The 21,682-nt window shown below is 57.0% G+C and carries 22 protein-coding genes and 1 pseudogene; 9 read left to right on the top strand and 14 right to left on the bottom strand.

Translation table 11 applies throughout. The annotated features are described in order from the left end of the window. The first annotated feature begins 39 nt into the window (after positions 1–39). Positions 40–900, top strand: a complete 861-nt coding sequence (locus GAO09_RS10305) for a hypothetical protein (protein WP_153353931.1) — start codon at positions 40–42, stop codon at positions 898–900. A 73-nt stretch (positions 901–973) separates the two neighbouring features. Here GAO09_RS10305 and GAO09_RS10300 read toward each other — a convergent pair whose 3' ends face one another. Further along, positions 974–1,549 (bottom strand): TetR/AcrR family transcriptional regulator, encoded by a 576-nt coding sequence (locus GAO09_RS10300; RefSeq protein ID WP_153353930.1) that lies wholly within the window; start codon positions 1,547–1,549, stop codon positions 974–976. 506 nt (positions 1,550–2,055) lie between these two features. Between GAO09_RS10300 and GAO09_RS10295 the strand changes: the two genes are divergently transcribed. Next, positions 2,056–3,003: a DUF808 domain-containing protein gene (locus GAO09_RS10295; RefSeq protein ID WP_324185345.1), complete on the top strand. Its 948-nt coding sequence runs from the start codon at positions 2,056–2,058 to the stop codon at positions 3,001–3,003. Between the two features lie 690 nt (positions 3,004–3,693). Here the strand turns inward: GAO09_RS10295 and GAO09_RS10290 are convergent. Continuing rightward, a complete protein-coding gene (locus tag GAO09_RS10290; protein ID WP_153353928.1) occupies positions 3,694–3,864 on the bottom strand; it encodes a hypothetical protein in 171 nt (56 codons plus the stop codon). A 330-nt stretch (positions 3,865–4,194) separates the two neighbouring features. On the opposite strand from GAO09_RS10290, the gene GAO09_RS10285 reads away from it, so the two are divergent. Further along, positions 4,195–4,866, top strand: coding sequence for an SOS response-associated peptidase (locus GAO09_RS10285; RefSeq protein ID WP_153353927.1), 672 nt, complete (start codon positions 4,195–4,197; stop codon positions 4,864–4,866). After that, positions 4,863–5,189, top strand: coding sequence for a hypothetical protein (locus GAO09_RS10280; RefSeq protein ID WP_153353926.1), 327 nt, complete (start codon positions 4,863–4,865; stop codon positions 5,187–5,189). Before GAO09_RS10285 ends, GAO09_RS10280 begins: the two co-directional genes overlap by 4 nt. 110 nt (positions 5,190–5,299) lie before the next feature. Here GAO09_RS10280 and GAO09_RS10275 read toward each other — a convergent pair whose 3' ends face one another. The 4 genes from GAO09_RS10275 to GAO09_RS10260 all read right to left on the bottom strand — a co-directional run bounded on the left by GAO09_RS10275 (position 5,300) and on the right by GAO09_RS10260 (position 9,097). Then, on the bottom strand, positions 5,300–5,512 hold the full coding sequence (locus tag GAO09_RS10275; protein WP_153353925.1) for a hypothetical protein: 213 nt from the start codon (positions 5,510–5,512) through the stop codon (positions 5,300–5,302). Positions 5,513–5,690: 178 nt separating this feature from the next. After that, positions 5,691–7,151, bottom strand: a complete 1,461-nt coding sequence (locus tag GAO09_RS10270; protein WP_338015061.1) for a hypothetical protein — start codon at positions 7,149–7,151, stop codon at positions 5,691–5,693. Further along, positions 7,123–8,193, bottom strand: coding sequence for a class I SAM-dependent methyltransferase (locus GAO09_RS10265; RefSeq protein WP_153353924.1), 1,071 nt, complete (start codon positions 8,191–8,193; stop codon positions 7,123–7,125). Before GAO09_RS10265 ends, GAO09_RS10270 begins: the two co-directional genes overlap by 29 nt. Positions 8,194–8,365: 172 nt before the next feature. Beyond that, positions 8,366–9,097, bottom strand: coding sequence for a helix-turn-helix transcriptional regulator (locus GAO09_RS10260; protein ID WP_324185349.1), 732 nt, complete (start codon positions 9,095–9,097; stop codon positions 8,366–8,368). Positions 9,098–9,192: 95 nt separating this feature from the next. Between GAO09_RS10260 and GAO09_RS10255 the strand changes: the two genes are divergently transcribed. Both GAO09_RS10255 and GAO09_RS10250 read left to right on the top strand, forming a co-directional pair. After that, entirely contained in the window at positions 9,193–10,404 is a 1,212-nt protein-coding gene (locus GAO09_RS10255) for an MFS transporter (protein ID WP_209018683.1), read from the top strand. Positions 10,405–10,569: 165 nt separating this feature from the next. Next, positions 10,570–10,836: a WGR domain-containing protein gene (locus GAO09_RS10250; protein WP_153354136.1), complete on the top strand. Its 267-nt coding sequence runs from the start codon at positions 10,570–10,572 to the stop codon at positions 10,834–10,836. A 169-nt stretch (positions 10,837–11,005) separates the two neighbouring features. Here the strand turns inward: GAO09_RS10250 and GAO09_RS10245 are convergent, their stop codons facing one another. Continuing rightward, positions 11,006–11,314, bottom strand: a complete 309-nt coding sequence (locus GAO09_RS10245) for a DUF736 domain-containing protein (RefSeq protein ID WP_153353921.1) — start codon at positions 11,312–11,314, stop codon at positions 11,006–11,008. A 640-nt stretch (positions 11,315–11,954) separates the two neighbouring features. Then, positions 11,955–12,491 carry a J domain-containing protein gene (locus GAO09_RS10240; protein WP_153353920.1) on the bottom strand — a complete coding sequence of 179 codons (537 nt, stop codon included), beginning with the start codon at positions 12,489–12,491 and terminating at the stop codon, positions 11,955–11,957. 444 nt (positions 12,492–12,935) lie between these two features. Here GAO09_RS10240 and GAO09_RS10235 point away from each other — a divergent pair, with 444 nt between their 5' ends. Next, positions 12,936–13,361, top strand: coding sequence for a hypothetical protein (locus GAO09_RS10235; protein ID WP_153353919.1), 426 nt, complete (start codon positions 12,936–12,938; stop codon positions 13,359–13,361). Positions 13,362–13,481: 120 nt separating this feature from the next. Beyond that, complete coding sequence (locus GAO09_RS10230; protein ID WP_153353918.1) at positions 13,482–14,081, top strand: hypothetical protein; 600 nt, start codon at positions 13,482–13,484, stop codon at positions 14,079–14,081. Between the two features lie 499 nt (positions 14,082–14,580). Here GAO09_RS10230 and GAO09_RS29640 read toward each other — a convergent pair whose 3' ends face one another. The 4 genes and pseudogenes from GAO09_RS29640 to GAO09_RS10210 all read right to left on the bottom strand — a co-directional run bounded on the left by GAO09_RS29640 (position 14,581) and on the right by GAO09_RS10210 (position 18,543). After that, complete coding sequence (locus tag GAO09_RS29640; protein ID WP_209018682.1) at positions 14,581–14,751, bottom strand: hypothetical protein; 171 nt, start codon at positions 14,749–14,751, stop codon at positions 14,581–14,583. Positions 14,752–15,966: 1,215 nt separating this feature from the next. Then, complete coding sequence (gene poxB, locus GAO09_RS10220; protein ID WP_153353917.1) at positions 15,967–17,700, bottom strand: ubiquinone-dependent pyruvate dehydrogenase; 1,734 nt, start codon at positions 17,698–17,700, stop codon at positions 15,967–15,969. 116 nt (positions 17,701–17,816) lie between these two features. Beyond that, positions 17,817–18,316, bottom strand: a pseudogene (locus GAO09_RS10215) (cupin). Further along, positions 18,313–18,543, bottom strand: coding sequence for a hypothetical protein (locus GAO09_RS10210; RefSeq protein ID WP_235938031.1), 231 nt, complete (start codon positions 18,541–18,543; stop codon positions 18,313–18,315). Before GAO09_RS10210 ends, GAO09_RS10215 begins: the two are co-directional and overlap by 4 nt. A gap of 201 nt (positions 18,544–18,744) precedes the next feature. Here GAO09_RS10210 and GAO09_RS10205 point away from each other — a divergent pair, with 201 nt between their 5' ends. Further along, a complete protein-coding gene (locus GAO09_RS10205) occupies positions 18,745–19,227 on the top strand; it encodes a pyridoxamine 5'-phosphate oxidase family protein (protein WP_153353915.1) in 483 nt (160 codons plus the stop codon). 147 nt (positions 19,228–19,374) lie between these two features. On the opposite strand, the gene GAO09_RS10200 is transcribed toward GAO09_RS10205, so the two are convergent. Both GAO09_RS10200 and dinB read right to left on the bottom strand, forming a co-directional pair. Beyond that, a complete protein-coding gene (locus tag GAO09_RS10200; protein WP_324185354.1) occupies positions 19,375–20,139 on the bottom strand; it encodes an exonuclease domain-containing protein in 765 nt (254 codons plus the stop codon). 22 nt (positions 20,140–20,161) lie between these two features. Further along, a complete protein-coding gene (dinB, locus tag GAO09_RS10195) occupies positions 20,162–21,277 on the bottom strand; it encodes a DNA polymerase IV (RefSeq protein WP_410768743.1) in 1,116 nt (371 codons plus the stop codon). Positions 21,278–21,682 lie beyond the last annotated feature (405 nt).

The following is a 21,682-nucleotide window of genomic DNA, read 5'->3' as shown; positions in this document are numbered from 1 at the left end:
TGGAATTTTGAGAGTGACGGAACCCCAGTGCGCTCCGTCATGGATTATCGCGCTGTCCGCTTCTGGCGCGAAGCCGCAGTAGGCGCACGCCTGCATCAAGCGATGCTAGGCGAAAAGTTCCATGATTCGCCGATGAGTTGTCGTCCACAAGGTTCGCGCCAGCAATCTGCGTTACCTAAGGTTGTGGCGCGGCGAACGGAGGCAGTGATGCAGGTCAGTCAATCTGCAAACAGCTATACGGCAAGTTCCAATGGATCGTCTTCTCTTCCCAACGGAAATAAACAGGATCAGAGCTTCAGCAAATTTGTTAACGATGGGAATTATGCGTCGAGTAACAACGCCCTGTTTAAAAACATGCTGTCCGATCCGCAGTTGCAGGACAATTATGTGCTCACGGCTGATGGTGCTTACGAATTCATTCCGGATACGACGGGCACATCTTATACCGATGCGGTTAGCATCCTCTCTTTCCTTATCGGAGAGCAGAACGGGGATTTCGACTACGAAGCAAATGGTTCCGTCGGTCTTTTCACACCCAATGAACTAGCTACATTTCGTCAACTGACTGGCTATAATCTGGTGCAAGCCAACGGCATGGTAACGGTAGTGGACGACTATGGCCACGGTGTTCCTGCTGCGGATAAAGCTCGCGTCATGGCGGCGTGGGAAACTTTCGATGTGGCTAAAGGCATTCTCGAACAAACAAATCCAGGTGCAGAACTGACCATTGCGGACATCCAAAGCGCCGCCCGCATCGTGGCGGACGCGCGAGGTGGCGACACATCGTTCTGGAATGACTTCTTCGATATGATCGACAGTCTTGGGTCGCCTGACAGCGTGCTAGACGCGAGCCTTGTTGCCGACCAGAAGCAGAATGAAGGCGCTGCGGCTGATCAATAGTATCAGTTTTGAGCGCCTCATAACGTCCGCTATTGGCGCTTCTACGCCATTACGGCCTTCGGCCCCAAGCGGACTATCGCATGAAGGCTTCCAGCGTCAGACGAGCCAAGCGGCTGGTCTTCGCCCCGCCTGCTGCCTCGACCAATGGACCTTCGGCTAGCAGAAGCAGGATGATTGATCCAATTTCATGTGATTGACCTGGCAGCGTTTGGTTGGGGAAGAAGCGCTCCAGTGCATTACCAACGTGGCCCCAGAACTCGCGAACTTTGCACATTTGATCTTCATCGATCTTCGTCTTCATGGCGTGTTGAAGGACTTCGAGCATCAGGTAGCTCATATCAGGCTCGATAAAACGCCCGTCGGCCCATCCGCAGACGACATCAATTGCCTCGTCACGGGTTCTGGCTCCTTCAATAACGGCGACTAAGCCGGGAAGCACCTTGCCGACATCAGCCTCAACCAGCTCAATGTAAATCGCTTCTTTAGAACGGAAATGAGTATAGAACGCCCCTCTTGTTAGATCGCAATCCGCCGCGATCTTCTCAACCGAAACCGCTGAATAGCCGTGGCCGAGATAGAGTTTTCGGGCCGAGCGCATCAACTTTTCCCGTGTGACTGCCATACTTTCAGCTCGGCTCAATCTGGCCATTGGTTGATACCCTTTTCGGCATTTCACTTCAGTCAAATTTCAGATACATGTGTATCTGAAAACACGTGAATGTGTCTCAGCAGCTATATCCGTGCGCCGAGGTTATTGAAAGGTCGAATGGAGCTCAGTCAGAAATCGAAGCCTGAACGCGCATACTATTTATTGGTGGGAACCGGCAACGTGAACCAAGGCCTTGTGCGTACGATGGGATCAATTACGGCAATGATCATCTGCTTTGGGACATTCTTTTGGTGGATTTGGCAGAGCTAATGACCGCTTCTGGCGCAAAGTCGTCATGCGGGCAATCCATCGACCGCCCTGCCGTCAACTCGCTCCAACAACAGCCGAAACGCGACATTCAGCACTGTCTCCACCTGCGTTGCGGACAAGAAATTTCACACAGCCTAATCAGAGATGCGCTCCAGAAGCGTTTGTCGCGTAGCATTACCTACCAAACACCGGCCGAGCGACTAAATACGCGCGCACAGCATGATGAAGGATTCGACGTGGCAACAGGTTTGATTGCACTTTTGGACGACGTGGCTGCTATTGCAAAACTGGCGGCCTCTTCACTTGATGACGTTGCCGCCCAGACTGCCAAAGCCAGCGTGAAGGCTGCGGGGGTCGTCATCGATGACACCGCAGTGACACCGACTTACGTGGTTGGTCTCTCGCCTAGCCGCGAACTGCCGATCATTGGACGGATCGCTCTCGGCTCACTGAGAAACAAGCTGGTTTTCCTGCTGCCGATCTGCCTGATCCTGGGTTATTTTGCCCCTTGGGTGATCACCCCGCTGCTGATGATTGGTGGGGCATATCTGTGTTTCGAAGGTGTCGAAAAGCTCCATGAGGCAATCAGCCCTCATGCTGATGCCAGCGAAGCTGTTCTCGAGAAAGCCAAGGATCCGAAGCAACTGGAGGATCAGAAAGTATCGGGAGCCATCCGCACCGACTTTATCCTCTCCGCCGAGATCATGGCGCTCACATTGGCCGGCGTATCGACGTCGAACATCGCGACACAGGCAGCCGTTCTGGCCGCCGTCGGCGTCCTGATCACGGTGGTAGTCTATGGCGTGGTGGCTCTCATCGTCAAAGCGGATGACATCGGACTGTATCTGGCCGAGACAGGCTCTGGCGCGACCAAGGCGTTCGGTCGTGGCCTCGTGAAAGGCACACCGATCCTGTTGGAGGCGCTGACGGTTATCGGAACGGCTGCAATGCTCTGGGTTGGCGGCAGCATCATCATCCATGGTTTGGCCGAATTCGGACTTCACGCGCCTGAACATGTCATCGAGCACATCGCAACCGTTGTGCAGCAGACAATCGCCGTCATTCCCGCCGTGGTCGGCTGGATCGCGACATCCTTCCTGCAGGCAGTGCTGGGCATCCTTGTGGGAGCTATCGTCGTTCTCGCCATCAGCGTGGTGAAGCCGGCAAAACCTCACGCGGCGTAGCACGACGCCGTCGAGTTGCCCGCTCGCGAGAATGATCGACACAGCCCAGAATGCTGCAAAACGCGAAAACCCGCCGCGGGAGGAGGTGCGGCGGGTTTCGATAAGTGACGTGCAGCTTGGGAGGAGGAGTGCTGCCCGTCCGACCGTGACCGACTGGGAGGAGGAGTGTCGGTCTCGATGAGCAGTAGATAACCCGAAGCGCGAAACTCGGCAATGCGCGCGGGCGCATGGCAGCCATGCAGCGTGGCTTGGCAACAGCGCCTGGCAGTCTTCTCAAGGATCGCGTCGGGAACCAAATTCGACACGGCTCGTTCTCTGAACAATCTGGAACCACCCCGTCCCCCGCCCTTCATGCTTCCGGATCACTCTTCATCCCCCTCGAAGAGACAATCGGGTCCGGCGTCACAGACGCCGGACCCGATATCATGTGAAGAGCCGTTGACTCTGCTAATATACGCGATAACGTCGCCGCAGCTCTGACGTGGTCTCTACCTTCCGGGGCGTCGGCCCGGCATCTTGGGAGGGAAGCCGGGCCTTTTCAGTTTGAAATGATTTGACGGCCGTTCCGGATAAACGGTGATGCTTCTCATCCTGCAGGTTCAGGATGTGTAGCGGATGTCTCGGATCTGTAAGCGCGCCATCCGTCGAGGCGTGCACCTACCACCAATCAGCCAATAGTCGGCAAATGGCTTAGGGGCTGAGGCACTGATCGCAGATCCCGCAACCATCCTCGTCCAGCGCGACATGCGCGCTACCGCAACACAGACAAGGCTCGGCTTCGCCATTTGCTCCGGCACCATGTTCGGGTGGCAGAATTTCCAAATCCTGATCTGTAAAAATGGCGGCCGTGACGTCGTCCATGATCAACTCCTCACATAGAACCGACGGCTCAGATAGTGAGCCGTTTTCCCGTCGCAAGACCAAAGTCTTGACGCAGGTCGGTGAGACCACATTTCTATGGGATGGGAAAAATCGCATCGCCTGCCACCGACAATCATCCGGGCCGCTTTCTTGCGCTGCAGGACGCCATGGCCGACGATGTGTCGAATATCTGCCTCTCCGCCATCGAGGCGGGCTGGAACCGGAGGAGGTTGTCGCCGCTCTGGTCGAACTTGCCGACAACATGATGCTCGGACTGATTACCAACAGGAACACAGAGCGCGATATCCTCCAGTATTTGCGGAGATAGGCATGTGCGGGCGGTTCACGTTTGAACAGGACTGGCCGGCATTTCTGCATCTCTATGAGCTCGATCGCGATAAGGAGCGCGGCCGCAATACCGCGGCCCGCTACAATATTGCGCCGACCCAGGACGTGCTGATGGTGCACGCTGATCCGGATGGCCGGCAGGTCGCGGAAACGGCCCGATGGTGGCTGGTACCGCATTGGGCAAAAGAGATGCCGAGGGCCGCCATGTTCAATGCCCGGATCGAAAGGATCGGCATATCACCGGCGTTTCGTGATGCCTTCAAATCACGACGATGCCTGATCCCGGCCGATGGCTTTTATGAATGGACCGTCAATGCAGACGACGGACGCAAGGATCCATGGCTGATCCATATGCCTGAAAGTGCGCCGTTTTCGTTTGCGGGCCTTTGGGCGCACAACGACAAGCTCGGGATCACCAGTTGCACCATCATCACGATGCCGGCGGCCGCGCCGATGACCCGACTGCACGACCGGCAGCCTGCACTGCTTGATCCGGCTGTCTTTAGTGAGTGGCTGGATCCGGCGACCTCAGGTTTTCGCGCCAAGAAATTGCTGGAGACATGCAATATCGACGAGGGTCTGGAATTTCATCGCGTATCCAGGGACGTGAATGCATCGACGTTTACCGGCAGGCCCGAGGCAACCCCACTGTGAGCATCACCACAGACCTTGTTGCCGAATGCGTGCGTGCCGCCAATGGCCTCGAGAAACTGTCTTCGGCAGAGCGGCGCCTCCTGATTGAGCGCGGCGTCACCACCTCCCGTGCCCTTCGATCGCTCTTGATCGAGACAGGCACCAGTCCTGTCTTCGACATCGAAACCGCGCAGGTCGCCGATGAGATTGCACGAAAGGTTGAGATGATGACCGACACCACCATCATGAAGACCCTGCTCGCGCTGGCAGAAGACGTCAGGCAGATGCGCATCCTCAATTATGAGCAGAGACTTCGCCGAAAACGGTGCGGCAACGCGGGATAGGCAAGCGCATGACACGCGTTCATCAGACGCAGCGTTGTGAGCAATCCGTGCATCCATACCCTACATTTCAAAAAACGGACGTCACCTGTTCGAACCAACGAAGGAAATCATCACGCGTGCGAACCTTTAGCCGAAGTGTGTTTCAGCATGTAGCGGGCAATCTCGAACATGTGGTCGATAGTTGCCGCAAGGTCGGCGGAAGCCTGGCGCATATCCGCAGGTTCCTCGTTGCCCGCGGCCATATCGACGGCTTTCCGACGAATGCTTTCGCAAGGCTCGGCGATCGTCGACATCAGGTGGAGAAGCTCTTGAGGTGACTGCATTCTGGTTTCCCTGACTTCGGACATGCGCAAACCGAGTGCCCATATTCTGCGCCCGTTACCGCTTGTGGCAACATGGCCTGCAATGACGGACCGTTGATTGCGCAATGATATAGGTTGCGCATGCATCGCATCCAGTATCGAGCGTGCAGCGTCTTGCATCGTGATGAACGCCTCATCTCTATTGCCGGAACTCATCGCCCGAAGCCGGACCTCTCCCACTCCGGACTATCCGGCCCAACGACACCAGCGAGCAGAGAACGTGACATCTGTGCCCAGATGGGATCGCTGGTAAAGCTGACAAGATCCCCGCTGGCATCTGCGAGTGGCATCTGGCCATACGTAGACAGCCAGCCGTCGACGTCGCGCACTTGCTCAAACTCCGTGTACGGATCGGCATTTTCTCGACGCAGAACACGATGCCCCACAAGGAGGGCAGAATGTCGTTTCGGAGATCCACAAGCAGATTCCTATCACCGGATCTCGCAACCCAGCCGGCCGCGAGATGGCGCATCAGCGGGAGGTAGACGGTCTGACGGCATCCACCGAGCGCTCGAACACCTGACAATATCGACAGAACGAGAAAGGACATGAACAGGCTCGGAAGAAGCACATGCTGTCGCAGCGCTTGCGCTAAGACGTGCGGCTTGAATTCCAGCGAGACATGAGAGGAGCTGACGCTGCGAAGCCAACCGTCGTCGAGCACGAGCGGTGCTATGCGGTCTCTGCCCACATGCCAGAAGAAGTCCGTGCTTCGGCGGATCCAGCCGCGCCACGGTCCGGCATTCAGACCGTCAATCGCATTCAGCAGAAAATCGGCATCACCATCGCGAAACAACGCGGTTGCCAACAACGAGTCAGAATGATCGAGATGATCGGCAATCAGGTCCGCCACGTCGAAATCGTCCAGTTGCAACAACTTTGCCGCCCTCGGAAAGCTCGCCTTCCACAAACTTGCATTGGCGGTTTTGATGGCCTCGGATGCTGTCGAAAATGTTGAGGATGGCAGTTGGGCCAGAAGACGGGCGGCATACGCATTTGGAGCACTTTTGCCGGCTGCGTTCGTCAAGGCAAAGCGGAAGGGGCCGCTGCTGCAGCAAATGCTCCCACCATCCATGCGGCTGCGGGATAGTCCGAACACGTTGAGGATTTCGCCTCCAACCCGCAACCAGCCGGGCCCCTTCTTGGCCGCCTCGTTGAAGGACATGGTCGACCCGGCATAGGCGAGATGCCAATTTCGCCCATGGGACTGCAGCCCCATGAGACTGAACAAATGGGTGTAAAATGCATCTGGTTCGAACAGCAACAGACAATGCGGGCCGGTCTGCATCACCGGCGACGCACGCAATTCGCAGGCGGCGCCTTCGGCGTCTTCATGGCTGCAGCCGGCTCGCAAGGCAGCGTGCCTGACGACATCCTGCAGCCGTTCCATCGCAAACAGGCGTGCCGCACAGGGCGAGTGAAAAGCAGAGGTCTGGTAGGTGAAGGCCGCATAGTCACTGAGCGGTCTGGACCAGTAATCGGCAAGCGGCGGCATCAACGACGTCAGCGCACGGCGGACCTGTTCAGGGGTCGCACTTTCTGCAGATGTTGCGATCATGGCGTCAACCACATCACGAAGCCAGCCGTTGATCGGCAGCAAGCCCATCCATCGTGTTCGGCCGGCGCCATGCCAGAGCGGGCGCGATCGGATCGGTTACAGTGTCGATCCAGACGGCAGGCAGGTCGGCATAGCTGAATGCCGGTGGGATCGCCGGTTTCAGGAGCAGCGACAGAAAGTCGATGATGGCGACGCGAGAGTTGGAAGAGATGATCGTGTAGAAATTCCCGCTGTTCCAGGTCGCAACGGAATAACGGAAGAATGATTTGAGTGCGCCGACAGTCGCATCCTTATCGACCTGCATGTTGGTCATCGTGCCGAGCACTTCCTCTTTTTTGTCGGAGATCAGCACGGGCGAGAAATAGCGCGACTTGAAGAGGTCGTCTTTCTGGCGTTCGCGTGCCTGGTATTCGTCAGCGTCCAAATGGGCAAGCTTCTGAACCTGGATCAGCAGACCACCCGCTCTGATCCGGGGATAGACGAACTCGATCTGCCGGACGCGGTCGCGGTCATACATCTGGAAAGTGGTGTCTTCGAACAGGATGTCGAAACCGCCCGCGAAACGACGAAGGTCCGGATCGGTGGCGTATCGATCCGCATCAAGCTCGAAGAACGGGCCGAGATGAAAATGCGCGTGATCGCTTGCTCTGTTGGCAAGGAATGCTTCCCGATTTGCCGCTGTGGGGCTGCAGCACAATGCCTCGATCCGGCCTGCACCCAGAAGCGCCACTGTGCGGGCCAGACAGCCTGTGCCGGTACCGAGCGTATAGATGCTGGCTGGCCGCGCGTGGCGCGCCCATGTCTCGAGCGCTGTGCGAACAAGCGCCGGCCCCATTCGACATTCTTCTTCGAGGCGATAGGGAATGCTCGCGAAATAATGGAAATCGAACGGCCCCCACAGACGCTTATGCGTGTCAGCAAAAACGGCACTCTCGAGATCGAAGTCGAGCAGGCCGAGATCAAGGCGTGGCTCTCCGAGATCCGGCGCACCACCTTGTCCTGCCGCCGTCCGCTCAAAGAAGGCAGAAAAATCGTTCAGTCTGGGGGCATTGCGCCAACGCTGCAAAAGGTCGGGATCCATCATGGCATCCTCCTATGGTCCGGAAGGCAATCACGTTCTCGAAAACAGATAGCCGCGGCACCAACCTTTCGGTGGCGGCGAGCAAAGGCGGAGTGTGGATGTGAGGACGAGGCACAACAATCTGGCAATTTCGCCAGATTGACGTGACGAGGGTTTTGGCGCCGATAGAACCAAATCAAACTGAGATCAGCTCAAACAGGCTTGCCCTGGCAACCGCATGGTAGCTTGTCGTCGCGCCAAGCTTGCGTCGTGCGGATCGCAGATAAAGCCGGACGGCGCTCTCCGATATGCGAAGCGTCGCCGCGATCTGTTTCGGGAGCAGCCCTGACGCCAGGGCTTCGAGACATTGTCGTTCGCGCGCCGAGAGCCGGCGAACAGTCGCGGTCATCGAGATGTCGACAACGGACATGACCCTATCATGCATGTAATGGGAAAGGATCTGGAAGTCATGGCCATGGGTCTCACTGATCCTTGCCCATTCACGCGCCGGTTGAGCGGAGGAAACCGAAAACAGCGACCGTTCGCCATTCGGCCCTCTGACCGGCACAGTCATCCCATTCAGCCCCACATCGTGCTGGCGCGCCTCTTCGAAGAAGCGAACGATTGCCGGAGATGTCTTTTGAAGCCGGCTCCAGTCCACCGGCAGACGCGCCCAGCGGATGATATCGACCACCGGATCAATCTCGAAATAGGATCGCGACAGATAGATGTCCGCCCACTTGCGTGGATATGTAGTGAAGAAAAGCGGATACCTGTCAGTTCCGCCACCGGCGCGCACGACGAGACAGGTGGCGTGTTTCAGTCCGTAGATCGCGGCGATGTCGCGCAGTGCTGGCTCGAACCCGCTGGAATGCGCGACCGGCTGCAATATTGCCAAGGACCTCGACAAACGCGTGTTTACCGCCACGTGATCTTTCCCTCCTGCGCGATTTCCGGTGTCGGTTCCCACGGCCATCGGCCTGGAAATCCAGCAATCGTAACGGCCGATCGGAGGGCGCGACATTGCTGAATTTACGAAGGGCTCTGCAGTGCCTGTCGCGCATACCGGCACCGGTTCTTTTCGTCATTGGTGGCTCGTTTCTCATTTCGGTGGCACGCGCCACGAGCCTGACCTTTGTTGCGATCATCCTGCATCAGGATTTCGCAATGAGCCCTGGCGTGATCGGCCTTGTCCTCGGAACCGGGCCGTTGCTCGGCGCCCTAAGCGCTCCATTCGCCGGCGCATTGTCAGATGCGATCGGACGCAAAGCTGTTTTGGTGATGATCCTGGGAATGTTGTCATTCAGCGTGACGGCAATGGGCCTTGTCGGCAATAATCCGTTCCTCTACTGCATCGCTTACACCGCCGCAGCTATCTCACTCGCGCTGTTTACCCCGATATCGAGGGCGATCATCAGCGATAACTCACAAGCGCAGCATCGGCTCAGACACTTCTCTTGGCGTTACACCGCATCCAATTTCGGCTGGGTGGTCGGTCCGATGATCGGCATTGCAATCAGCCCCGCGATGCCCGCAGGATTTCTAGTCGCCGGCGCCATCTTCGTCATTCTGCTTCTTCTGCTCGCTGCCGTCGATATGCCGGCGCCGCAACGAACTTCCGACAAAACAACAACTTTCGCGCACGCGTTACCAGCGATCCGGATCGCATTCCGCGACAGGCGCCTGCTCTGTGTGACCTGCGGCGCTATGCTTGCCGTTTCTGTCTTCAGTCATTGGCAGGCAACGGTAGGACCCTTGCTCATATCGACGACAAGAAATGCGCCGCAAACATTTGCCATATTGATTTCGACCAACGGCGTTGTCGTACTCTTGGCCAATCCGATCGCGCGACGGCTTGTCGCGCGGCTAGGCGGCCTTGCCGGAGCCATCATCGGATGCGCCATGCTGTGCGCAAGTCAGATCGGCTTCGTCACCTCACCGGCCTTGCCGGTCCTCGTGATGTCGATGATCGCTCTTTCCATCGGCGAAGTCCTTGTTGTCTGTGCCGAGTTTACGCTGGTGGACACGATAGCCTCTGATGCAAACAGGGGCAGCTATTTCGGCGCGCATGCGCTCAGCAGTGCGGGGAGTTTTCTCGGGCCCGCGATTGGCGGGTTCTCACTTGCAGCGTTTGGCGGAGCGTCAATGTTCCTACTGTTTGCACTCGTCGCTGTCATTAGCGCAGTGGTGTTTTTCGTCGGAGGCCGAGCATCACATCCAACGGGAAAACAGTGAGCAGTCGATCCGCATCACGTTCATGCGGCCCCAATCCCCACCGCACGATCGTCACCCGCATGGCCGGCAACGCCTGGCGGAAGACATCACGAAAATGAATCGATGTTGCGTTATCGATTCAAAACTCTCGTTGGACCGCAGATTCCCTATGCGCGAATCTCGGTTATGATCACGCAACCCTACCGGATTTATATCGAGCGCAGCGATCGCCAAAAAAACATGGCGCGATTTTATGCGCTCGCGATAGAAAGCACACTGTTTGGTGAAATTTGCCTGCGCCGTCGCTGGGGGCGAATTGGTACACACGGACAGGAGATGGCGCATTATTTCAACAACGAAATGGACGCCGTTACGCTCTTCCTCGACCTGATGCGCCGCAAGAGAACCCGCGGCTATTCTCCGAGGAAAGCGGTATCTGCCGTCAGGCACTGATCGCTTTCTTGAGCTGATGTCTTCCGGCTGGGTCGGCAGTTTGACCGGCGCTGCGCAGATTTGTGATCGCGCTGTTTCTAAAAGCAAGAGCTGTAGAGGCGCTCCGTAGGTTTCAACTGTATGAGCTTTAAAACGGGTGCGGCCCCGCCATTGGCGGGGCCGGTCCTGTTCAGTCCCGGTTCGGGCGGGACCAGATCAGCTGTAGGTCTTTCTCGCCTTCGATTTCCGTCAGCGTCGCGTAGATCGGGGCCGGGAAGCTCGGATCGTCGAGCTTGACCGAGAGGTAGTCGCGACCCTGTTCGGAGGTCTTCTGCCAGGCGGCGCCGAGTTCGACGGGGCCGGCGTAAACGCGGAACTGCGGGCCTTTTTCGGAAGGGTTCTCGACGCGGGCGATGCGGGCCTTGACGTTGAGGGCGAGGGTGCGGATCGAACCGATGAAGCCGTTTTCGTTCGAAGTGAAAGCGCCGATGGTAGCCATTGTCGTCGTTCCTTTTGCTGTTTCGAGCCGCTCCATTGCGGCCTCGATGGCAGTCGCAAAGACCGGCATCGATTGGACCGCACCCGATAGGGCCGCAACACCGTGGAGGGCGGCAGGTCACAGGATTTGTTGGGTGGGAGAGGAGGAAAGCGACAGCTGCCCGGGGTCAAGAAATCCTTGATCGCCGTTGCGGGATAACGATCGAGGCGAAGCCGGTTGCCGGTCAGACATGCCTCATCGAGCCCGCCTATGGAGCGCTTGCATGTGAGGTGAAGGAACACGACAATGGCTTGCTCTCGTTCAGTTCCGGCTTGGTACAACGGCTTTATCAGTTCGGCACGTTGCCACAGATGCCAACAACTCTGCGTCGACCGCTGCCATCACCCGGAATGACCGGCCTCAGCAAACGCCCCACGCCAAGCTCGACTGACGATGGCTGACATCATGCGAACAAGCTGGCGTGACTTGTCGATCAATCATGATGACAAGCGCCTTCGTTGACCCCGCCGACGGCCTTGATGGATGCCGGAGAAACTGCTCCGGCAGTCAGCCATACTGATCCGGCCCGACCGCAGGATGTGTATCGGCAGCCAAATGCGCGAACCGCTCAGCCGTCGTTGTGAGGCTTAGCAGAAACCATTCAGCTTGAGGATCCTAAAGGATGGTGCATCTTGAGCTTTTCTTTGTAGCGACGGCGGATGTCTTCTGCGCTCGCGTCTTCGGCAAGACCCAGCGTTTCGAACGCGCGCGCTTCCAGAACCTTCAGTTTTCGTTTCTGCAGATCTGCTTTCTGCGCCTGGCGCTCTGCTGCGTTTTTGCGCGCGTTCACTGCCTTTGCCGATCCCGAGCGTTGCGTCGAGGGCAGCGGCATTTCCGTAGCCGCGCGGGCAGCCTGCCCTTGCGTGACGCGCGCACCCGAGACTGCTTCCTTCTGATAACGCGCTGTCGGTCCCTCGGATTGCCCAGTCGCGTAATTGTACCCGGCATTATAGACCCGCACATGCTCAACACAGAAAAGCAGATAGAGGCCTTCGCCATCACGCCCGACGGGAGCGCGATGTGTCCCGGCCTTTTCGCATCCGTCCCATTGGCACCGTGGTCCCGCAGTTGCTGGCGCGGGTCCTGCCTTCTTGCGGATCGGCTTGAGGCCGACAAAGATTTTGGTATCAGAGGTCATGCCGCCTCATACACCATATGTCAGTATCGTCATCCACATTGGCGCGACGAGAGCCACAATTTGGAACAATGGTTGCCCGGTGAACACGCATTTTCATGCGTCGTTTTTTTCCGGCCAGTCGCGACTGCATTTGCCATCGGACCCGCAAGATCCATCAGGGAAGCAAAGTCTTTTCCTTAGTCCAGGAAGTATAGTCCAACGGAATGGCGCAGTCACGCCTGTCAAACTGGATACTTCAGAAGACGCGCATTTGCGCAACTGAAAACTGGGCGATGTCATGCACGATTTCAGACCATCTCGAGTATTCGGATATTCGAGATGGAAACTCATTGGCCAAAACGCATTAACTCTGCAACAAGTATCTGGACATGTCGTATTGCCTTCACATGTTGACTCTGCGCGCATGTCCATCAATGAGAGGCCTGCCCAGCAAGGAGATTACTGATGGCTGATGAGATGAATACTGGCGTGACTGCCGAAACTGATACGGCGGCACCAGCTGCGCCCACACCCGTCGTGAAAAAGACGCGTGGCCCGAACCGCAAGAAGATCGCTGTCGAAGCCGTCGCTGCAACGAGCGCGACCGAAACACCTGTCAAAAAGACGCGTGCAAAGCGCGGCGAAAAAGCCGCCGCAGCGCAGCTGGTGAAGGCCGCAAAAGCTGAAAAGGCAACCAAGGCACCGCGTGCCCCGGCCGCTGTGGCCAAGCCGGCTGCTGCCGCCCCGGCGCCGGTTGTCGCTGCCGCCGCGTCTGACGAGTTTTCCGACCTTCTGAAGCTCGAAGAAGAAAACAAGCTTCTTCGCAAGGAACTCGGCGACAAGCTGCGCGCCGAAAATGTCGATCTGAAAAAGAAGCTCGGCAAGGGCTGATATTTCTTTCGATCGTGTCCATCTGGGTACGATCGAGAACGAACACATCGCCGGACCTTTCTTGAGGTCCGGCATTTATTGATGCGGGCTCAAGCCCGTCTTTAGCCTGAGGTTGATGCGATGAGAACACCATGGAAAATGCTTGCGGACCTGGTGTCGGGAAAATCATCCAAGGACGAAACCGAGGCAGCGCCGCAGCCAGATGTCGATAAGGCAAAACCGGCAGCAACTGGTGCGAACAAGACCGTGGCAGACGCCGATACTGCTCTGGCGCTTGTCGAAAACACTGTCGACACCTTATCTGAGCCGGTGATCGCTCCCGAGCCAGAAACTATCAATAGCCAGCCGTCAGTCGTTGACACCAAAACTGCGACGGTAACCACACCGGTCGATCGACCGCTTGCTACCGAAGAAAAACCGGTTTCGGTCGCTTCATCCGCAACCCGCGCAAAGTCGAACGAACCCGTGGTAAGTCCACGGGTCGAGGAAGCCGCTGTTCCTGTCAAAGCCAAGCGCTTTGCCGCCACGCGGCAAAAAAGAGAAATCGCAGTTTCAGCTGAAGAGCCGGCGCAAACAGCGAAACCCGTACTCAAGTCTGCCACAGATGAAATGGCAGACCTTGATCGGGAAATCGAAGAGCTGCGCAAACAGCTTGCCGAAAAGCTCAAGCTTCAGAATGCACATTTACGCAAACTGATCGATCGCTACGAAAGCAGATAGCACTGCCCTTCCAAACGCCATCCGTCACCTTCGATGCAGCCACATTTTTGGTCGCGCACTGTAGCAATCTCGATGGATCGACCGCATTGAATTCGCCGGACTCGCCGCTCACGCGATCCGTTTGAATTGCTGCAGAACCTGCCACTATTCCGTCGTCATGAATACCATGTTAGGCTTCAGCTCCATGATGAAAGGGCGGTTTTGCGTATGGGCCTCGTGAGCATGATTTTAGAACTTCGGGAAGGCAGCACTTCCCATTCTGAGACCGGGTCGGATGTCCCTCCGGGAGACGGCATTCAGACCAAGCCATTTTCGGCAGACGATCGCAGCACCCAAGAGGCGATTTCGCTCAGAACATTCGCTCTGCGGCTCGACACCACGAAACGGCGAAATCAGAAGCTTTTCAGATAAACTTCCCACCAGTGGTCGGGGATCCGCCACTGAAAAACTCAACCAGTATGAAAAATGCTTTCCAATCGCTTGAATGCGATGACCGCCTTCAAAAAGGCGGCTCGCTGTCACGTGCGCCGGACAGCTGCGCAATGATGACCTGCAGTTCGGCCCGGGCAAGATCGAGTTCGGCAATCAGCAGCCGGCGCTCTGCCGGATCCCACGTATTCGACAATTCGGCACGCAGCTCTTCAATCAGTGTTTCGAGTGACATCGTCATCGTCCCGTTCTCCTTGAGTTTCGAAAGACGACGATCGAAGGCGCAGAGACCGGCCGGGGTCAGGGATCGCGCAAGCGACCGGCAGAGCCGGGGAGTGGGGGAGCCGATTTTGTGGGACGGGTCTTAACCCGGCGCTCAAAATCGGGGGGACCGCTCATCCTTGAGGCCGGATGGGCGTCGCGCCACAGTGATAAGATTTGAGCTGATCCAAACCTCTCCGTATCATGCAACCGCCCATCACACGTGTTGCGGCGCGTCAGCGCCCTCACGGATCAACCGGCGTCAAGGCCGAGGTCCGGGAGGAGCAAAGAAGAGTATCGGAGCTTTCAGCATAGCGACGGCGATCAGCCGGGAAAGCGGGAATTCTCGACACGGTTTTGTCCGGAACAAGGGCCGCCGCAGGAGCCTTAGCATAGCGGTCGCGCAGCGAAAGGCGGGACCGACCGCCCCCGGGAAAACCGTTCCGCATGATAAGCTGACTGGCAGAATGCCCGAGAGTTAAACGGCAGTATTTATACGCGGTCGCATTCACGGCTTAACGAACATCGTGACGCTGGAACAGGAAACGGCTCCTGATTGTTTTTGAGGAAACTATCAGGAGCAAAGTCATGAAAGCTTTTGCCAAAGCCGCATTTCTCGTTGTCGTTTGTGCTGGATCACAAGCCATGGCTTCAGACGCAGAGTTTCTGCAGTCGATCGAAGGACAGTGGTCAGGTGGCGGCACTGCCCTGACGAAGCTGGGCGGCAGCAATGTGAAGGTCTCCTGCAGCATGCGATCGGACGCAAACGTCAGGAATTTCTCGATGGACGGGACATGCGCTTGCGGTGGTCTCCCGCAGCTTCAATGCCAAGGTCCAATCGCCAGGAACCTCATATAACGGAACATATGTGGGCGTGTCCGGCAAGCCGTCGACGCAAAGGCAACACCATCAGTTTCGACGTGACCTGGGCAAATACCGTCTATGGCGACCGAAAAGCCACCATGACAATTCAGAAAGTCGGCGAGAACGGTTTGCGCATTCGGACCATCGACATGGATCCGGCAACCGGCAAGACGTTCGTCACAACGCAGCTCGATTTGCAACGCGGCTAAAGGGCACCGCGCGTGCGACGGTGGAGTGGCGAGTCAATGCGCACCCGAATTTCTTCGGGATACCGGCGTTCTACCCTGGAGCGTGTTTCGCGCACTTGACTGCCTGCCACATTTGAAACGGCTCACCCCCGCCGCGAGAAGAAATTGGACACCGCCACGTCTAGAAGCTCATCGCCCCGTCCATTCATCACCGTTTTTGCCGCCCACAGGCTCATTCCCATCACTTGGGCCGCTTCGATCTTGGGCGGAATCGATAGTTCCTGAGGATTGGTGACGACATCGAGCAATGCCGGGCCCGGATGATGCAGGATGGCCTCGATGCCTCGTTCGAGCTCGACCGGATCCTCTACGCGGATGGCATGGATACCGGCGGCACGGGCGACAGCGGCAAAATCAGGATTTTTCAGATCGGTTCCTGTCTCGAGATAGCCGGCCGCCTTCATCTCCATCGCCACGAAACCGAGCGAGGAATTGTTGAATACGATCACTTTCACGGGCAGGTCCTGCTGGGCAAGCGTCAGGAAATCGCCCATCAGCATGGCAAAACCGCCGTCGCCGGACATGCTGATTACCTGCCGGCCTTTATAGGCGGCCTGCGCGCCGATCGCCTGTGGCAGGGCATTTGCCATCGAGCCATGAACGAGCGATCCGATCATCCGGCGCTTGCCGTTCATTTTCAGGTACCGCGCTGCCCACACGGTCGGAGTTCCCACATCGAAAGTGAAGATCGCATCCTCGTCGGCTTGCTCGCTCAAAAGTCGCGCCACATGCTGCGGGTGGATTGGTCCTCCCTCCTTGCCATGCGCGAGCTCATCAAGCCCTTTGCGGGCTTTTTCATAGGCTGCGAGGCAGCGCTCGAGGTGTTTCGTTGCCTCTTGTTCTTCCAGATGCGGCAGTACGGCACGCAACGTGGATTTGACATCACCGACGATCGCCAGATCGAGCGGCGTTCTTCGCCCGAGATGTTCGGGTCGGATGTCAACCTGCACGATTTTCGCATCGGTAGGGTAAAACTGCCGATACGGAAAATCGGTGCCAAGCATGACCAGCGTATCGCAGTCTAGCATCGCCTTGTAACCGGACGAAAACCCGATCAGGCCCGTCATCCCCACATCGTAAGGATTATCCCATTCCACATGCTCCTTGCCGCCCAACGCATGGACGATCGGCGCCTTCAGCTTTTCCGCAAATTCGACGAGCTCAGCATGAGCGCCCTCGCAGCCGCGACCGCACAGCAGTGTCGTCTTCGAGCTGCCTTTCAGAATTTCGACAAGCGCTGCAATCTGGTCCTCGGCCGGGACAATATTTGGCTTGGCAATGGACAGTGCAGCTGTTTTCGAGATCTTTGCCGAGTAGTCGCTCAATGCGATATCGCCCGGGATGACGACAACGGCAACGCCGCCCTTGCCGATGGCGGCGCGAATGGCGGATTCCAGAACCCCAGGGAGCTGCTCCGGTTGGGTCACAAGTTCGCAGAAGTGACTGCATTCACGGAAAAGCTGGTCCGGATGGGTTTCCTGGAAATAACCTCGGCCAATCTCCGCCGAAGGTATCTGCGCGGCAATCGCCAACACAGGAACACCGGACCTGTGGCAATCGAACAAGCCATTGATCAGGTGGAGATTGCCCGGCCCACAACTTCCCGCACACACCGCAAGTTTGCCGGTGACGTGGGCTTCGGCCCCCGCGGCAAACGCCGCGGTTTCCTCGTGCCGGGTGTGGATCCATTCGATATCGCCACGTTTGCGCAACGACTCGGTCATGCCGTTCAGGCTGTCACCGACGACGCCATATATGCGCTCCACGCCGGCGGCATGGAGAACCTCCGTCAGAATGTCGGCGACCTTGGATTTCATGGGAGGCTCCTGTGATGGGAAAAGACAGCAGGTTCACCTCATGAACTAGGCGACCGCGTCGGTTTGCCAACCCGCGAATGTCGGAGAGGACTGTGGCGATGCTATTGAACGCGCAATTACTCGACCGGAACGCCACTGCCCCACGCCTCGATCAGTCCGACTGATGCGCCGGTCACAGGATCGGTTTCAGGCCTTGGCAAGGACCGAATTGTGCCAATTGACGAGATGTGGCTGCCGCCGTCAGAATGTCCGCCTGCTGACCGGGAGGATAGGCACCAACAACTTGGAAATCTGCAGAGCAATCCAGGTTGCGATGGCCTGTGCCGGCAGGCAGAACCAGACAATCTCCTTGCTCCACGCTCATCGCTTCGCCACCCGGCCCCCCGATTAGCAAGGTCGCATGGCCTTGGCGGATGCCAAGAGCTTCATGGGCGGCAGAATGGTAGTGCTGGTAATCAAAGACACCGTTTGTCCAGATTCCACTCCATCCGTTGGAAGCAAACAGGTTTTCGAACGATTTGGCATCCGTCAGAGCCACTTTGTAGACCAGGACAGGAAATCGCGAGTTGTTCGGCACCCATTCACTGGCCGGAAAGATGATCTTCCGAGCCATCATCGGGTCGTGTGCCCGTTATCTGCATCGCTGACCGAGGGAAGATAAGTTTCGACGTCCCGCCGTTCGCGATCTGTCAGAACAGCAATCTTTTCATCCCAGAATCGCGCGGCCTCAGGGGGATCATGTTCCCACTCCCGGGAAGAGCCAAGATTGTCGTCTATCAAGGCAAGGCGTGTGCCGCCCAGACGTCGATATTTGTCGGCGAGGTCCTTTGCTGCGTTTTCCATGTCTGCCTCCACGAATGCATCAGACAATTTCAACACGGGAGTGACCAAGTCGTTCCAGCACCTCGAAACGGCAACCTAGCCTGACAGGTTGCGAGAAAATGCCGTGGCGAACGAAGCTGCGTGCGGGTTAGATTGCGAGACGGCGGACGGAACGACATGACGTCTGTGTCGTTGCAGGTCTCGAACAACAGGAGATCATTAATGACCGACACGAAAGACGATATCAGCAAAGTGTGGGAACTGGTCGACAAGATCGGCTTTTGCATGCTGACAACACAAAGTGGTGGGACCCTGCGTGCACGTCCCATGTCGGCTTACGCAAACCGCGATGAAAATGCCGTCTACTTCCTGACGGATGTCGCAAGCCACAAGGATGAAGAGATCTCTCGCCATCCGGAGATCTGCCTTGCGTTTGCAGATTCCAAGGGTCAAAAATACGTGTCAATTTCGGGTACTGCCGAAATCCGCAACGATCGGGAAAAGATCCGTGAACTGTGGGCGACACCTGCCAAGGCCTGGTGGGACAATGCAGAAGACCCGTCGATCCGTATTCTCAAGATTACGCCATCATCGGCCGAATATTGGGACAGCCCAGGCACCGTCATCAGCTACATCAAGATGGCCGCTGCCGCTGTCAGCAGCGCCCGTCCGGACATAGGCGACAATGCCAAGGTCAACCTGTAAGGTTCATGACGCCTGAACGGCTCGATCGAGAGCCGTTCATTGCGTCTTGCCGGGTGGTCGTCGCTATCGGGCCTCATAGGCCGTTGATACTCCAAATGACCGTCAGGATGCTGAACTGGAAACCCAACCACAGGCAACCAACTCCTCCTAAAAAAACGATTTTTGCGGCGGCTCAGCCATGACCTGCTGATTCCTCTCGCCGCGCCGTGACAATTCGGTCTGGGCGCTGAAACGGATGTCCTGATCCCTGTCGCGCGACAATCCAGCGAGCACGCTGGTTTCTATACGATCCCATCCCTTGCCGCGGTCAGGTCCTGAAGGGACGCGCGGCAGGAGGCCAGGCTCTTTGCTCCAGGTAAGAAGCTGCTCAAGCGAAGTCTGGTTCAATAAATCTCTAAGGTGATGTGCGGTAACATACGCGTCCGGCATGGCGCGGTGGGCGGGCAATCCGATCTCGTGGACGAGGCCAGCCGGCATGCGCTGATAGCGCAACATCTGGTTTGAGAAACGCGGCAAATCCGGCCAGACCCGCAGCGCGGATTTCCATGTGCAAATCCAGGGTGTTCCGCCGGTGAAGCGTGGTCTGCAATATCGTTGCTCGAATGCTGCCCGGTGCGCGGCCAACGCATCGAGGCGCCCAGGCGGTCGCAGGACGGTTGCAGCAATTTCCTTCCAGTAGGGTGCATCGGCAACCTGTTCGTCCAGAATATGATGCACCGCCATTGTGTCGGGGGACATGGGACGTCCCGGATTGACCAGTATGGCGCCCCGTTCCTCAGTGACCTGCCACGCGGCGTTTTCATCAAGGACAACGTCTTGCCAACCGATCTCGCAGACATTGTCGGAGCCATTGCCACCGGTCTCAAGATCGATGACGCGAACTCGGGGTGAGGACATATCGATTATGATCACCTTCGGATATCAGTTGCTCTGATCATAAATCGAGATCGAACTGTGGTTGTTCCGATGTGATGTCGCTTTCATCACCCGACAGAGACGAAAGTGTTATGCCCAACAGGCGCACCGAAAGCTTGAACGGATAGACTGTTGCCAACAGACCGGTCGCGGCATGAAGGATGCTGTCGCGGTCAGCAAACGGAATGGTTTCGGTCTTGCTGCGCGTGGCCTGGGTAAAATCCGAATATTTGATCTTCACCGTAACGGTTCGAGCAGCAATGTCCTTGGCCTCGCAATAGCGCCATACCTTTTCCGCCAAGGGTCCCAATTCCAGCACGGCAAGATCGAGATCATCAACGTCTTTCGAGAACGTGTCTTCTGCTCCCACCGATTTCCTGACACGGTTCGGCTTGACCTGGCGTTCATCGATCCCGCGCGCGATTCCGTAGAAATAAGGACCTGACTTGCCGAAATGCTTCGCCAAGAATGGCAGCGATTTCATCTTAAGATCAGCACCGGTCTCAATGCCGAGACGATGCATCTTCTCCGCTGTCGCCGGCCCGACTCCATGAAATTTCTTAACGGCCAGTTGCTCTACAAAGGCGGCGCCATTCTTTGGCGTGATGACGGCCTGGCCATCAGGTTTGTTGAGGTCGGAGGCCATCTTCGCGAGGAATTTATTGTAAGAAATTCCGGCCGACGCGGTGAGTTTGGTAACCGCCTTGATCCTTGCGCGGATTTCGAGCGCGATCTCGGTGGCAATCGGCATGCACTTCAGGTTTTCCGTGACGTCAAGATAAGCTTCGTCGAGCGACAGCGGTTCGACCATTGGCGTGTACTCGGCAAAAATCTCACGGATCTGCTGCGAGACCTCGCGGTAGACCTCAAATCGCGGCTTTACAAAAATCAGATCCGGGCATTTCCTGGCGGCCGTCACCGAGGGCATAGCCGAGCGAACACCAAAAACACGCGCCTCATAGCTTGCCGTGGTCAGGACACCCCTGGGGCCCGCCCCACCGACGGCCACCGGTTTGCCTCGCAGGTCCGGATTGTCGCGCTGTTCAACCGAAGCGTAGAAGGCATCCATGTCGACATGGATGATCTTTCGAAGGGGAGCATCATTACTCATCACTCTGGTTAAGGCCACCATCATGGTTCAGCATTTTACGAAACAAAAAGAGAACATAGCAGCATGGAACAGCAAGGGCAATCGACCGGCCTTCTCTGACAACTCGGACACGTAGCTGTCAAAAAATGTGAGCCTCTATAGGAGTAGCTCTCCTGTGAACCGGCGGGCAAATGACGGCGCTTTGTTAGCGACATCAACTGTAGAGCTCAGGGCTATATTGGATTTACGAATCTAGTATAGCCGTCGTTTTCGATCTGGCTACCGGGTTTTTCGGGACTCGCCCTTGACCGGGCGAATTCCAATTATACTATAATCGCGGAACCAGTATAAGGCCTTATCGTGAAACAGATAGTGTCAACGCCGGAGCAAATTAAGGCCAGGCGGCGGAGTAAAACCAGGCCACTATCGGCGCACGCATGAGACCTCCGG

The sequence above is a fragment of the Endobacterium cereale genome, assembly GCF_009617585.1.
Taxonomy (GTDB): domain Bacteria; phylum Pseudomonadota; class Alphaproteobacteria; order Rhizobiales; family Rhizobiaceae; genus Neorhizobium; species Neorhizobium cereale.
This window is presented reverse-complemented; position numbering and strand designations above follow the sequence as displayed.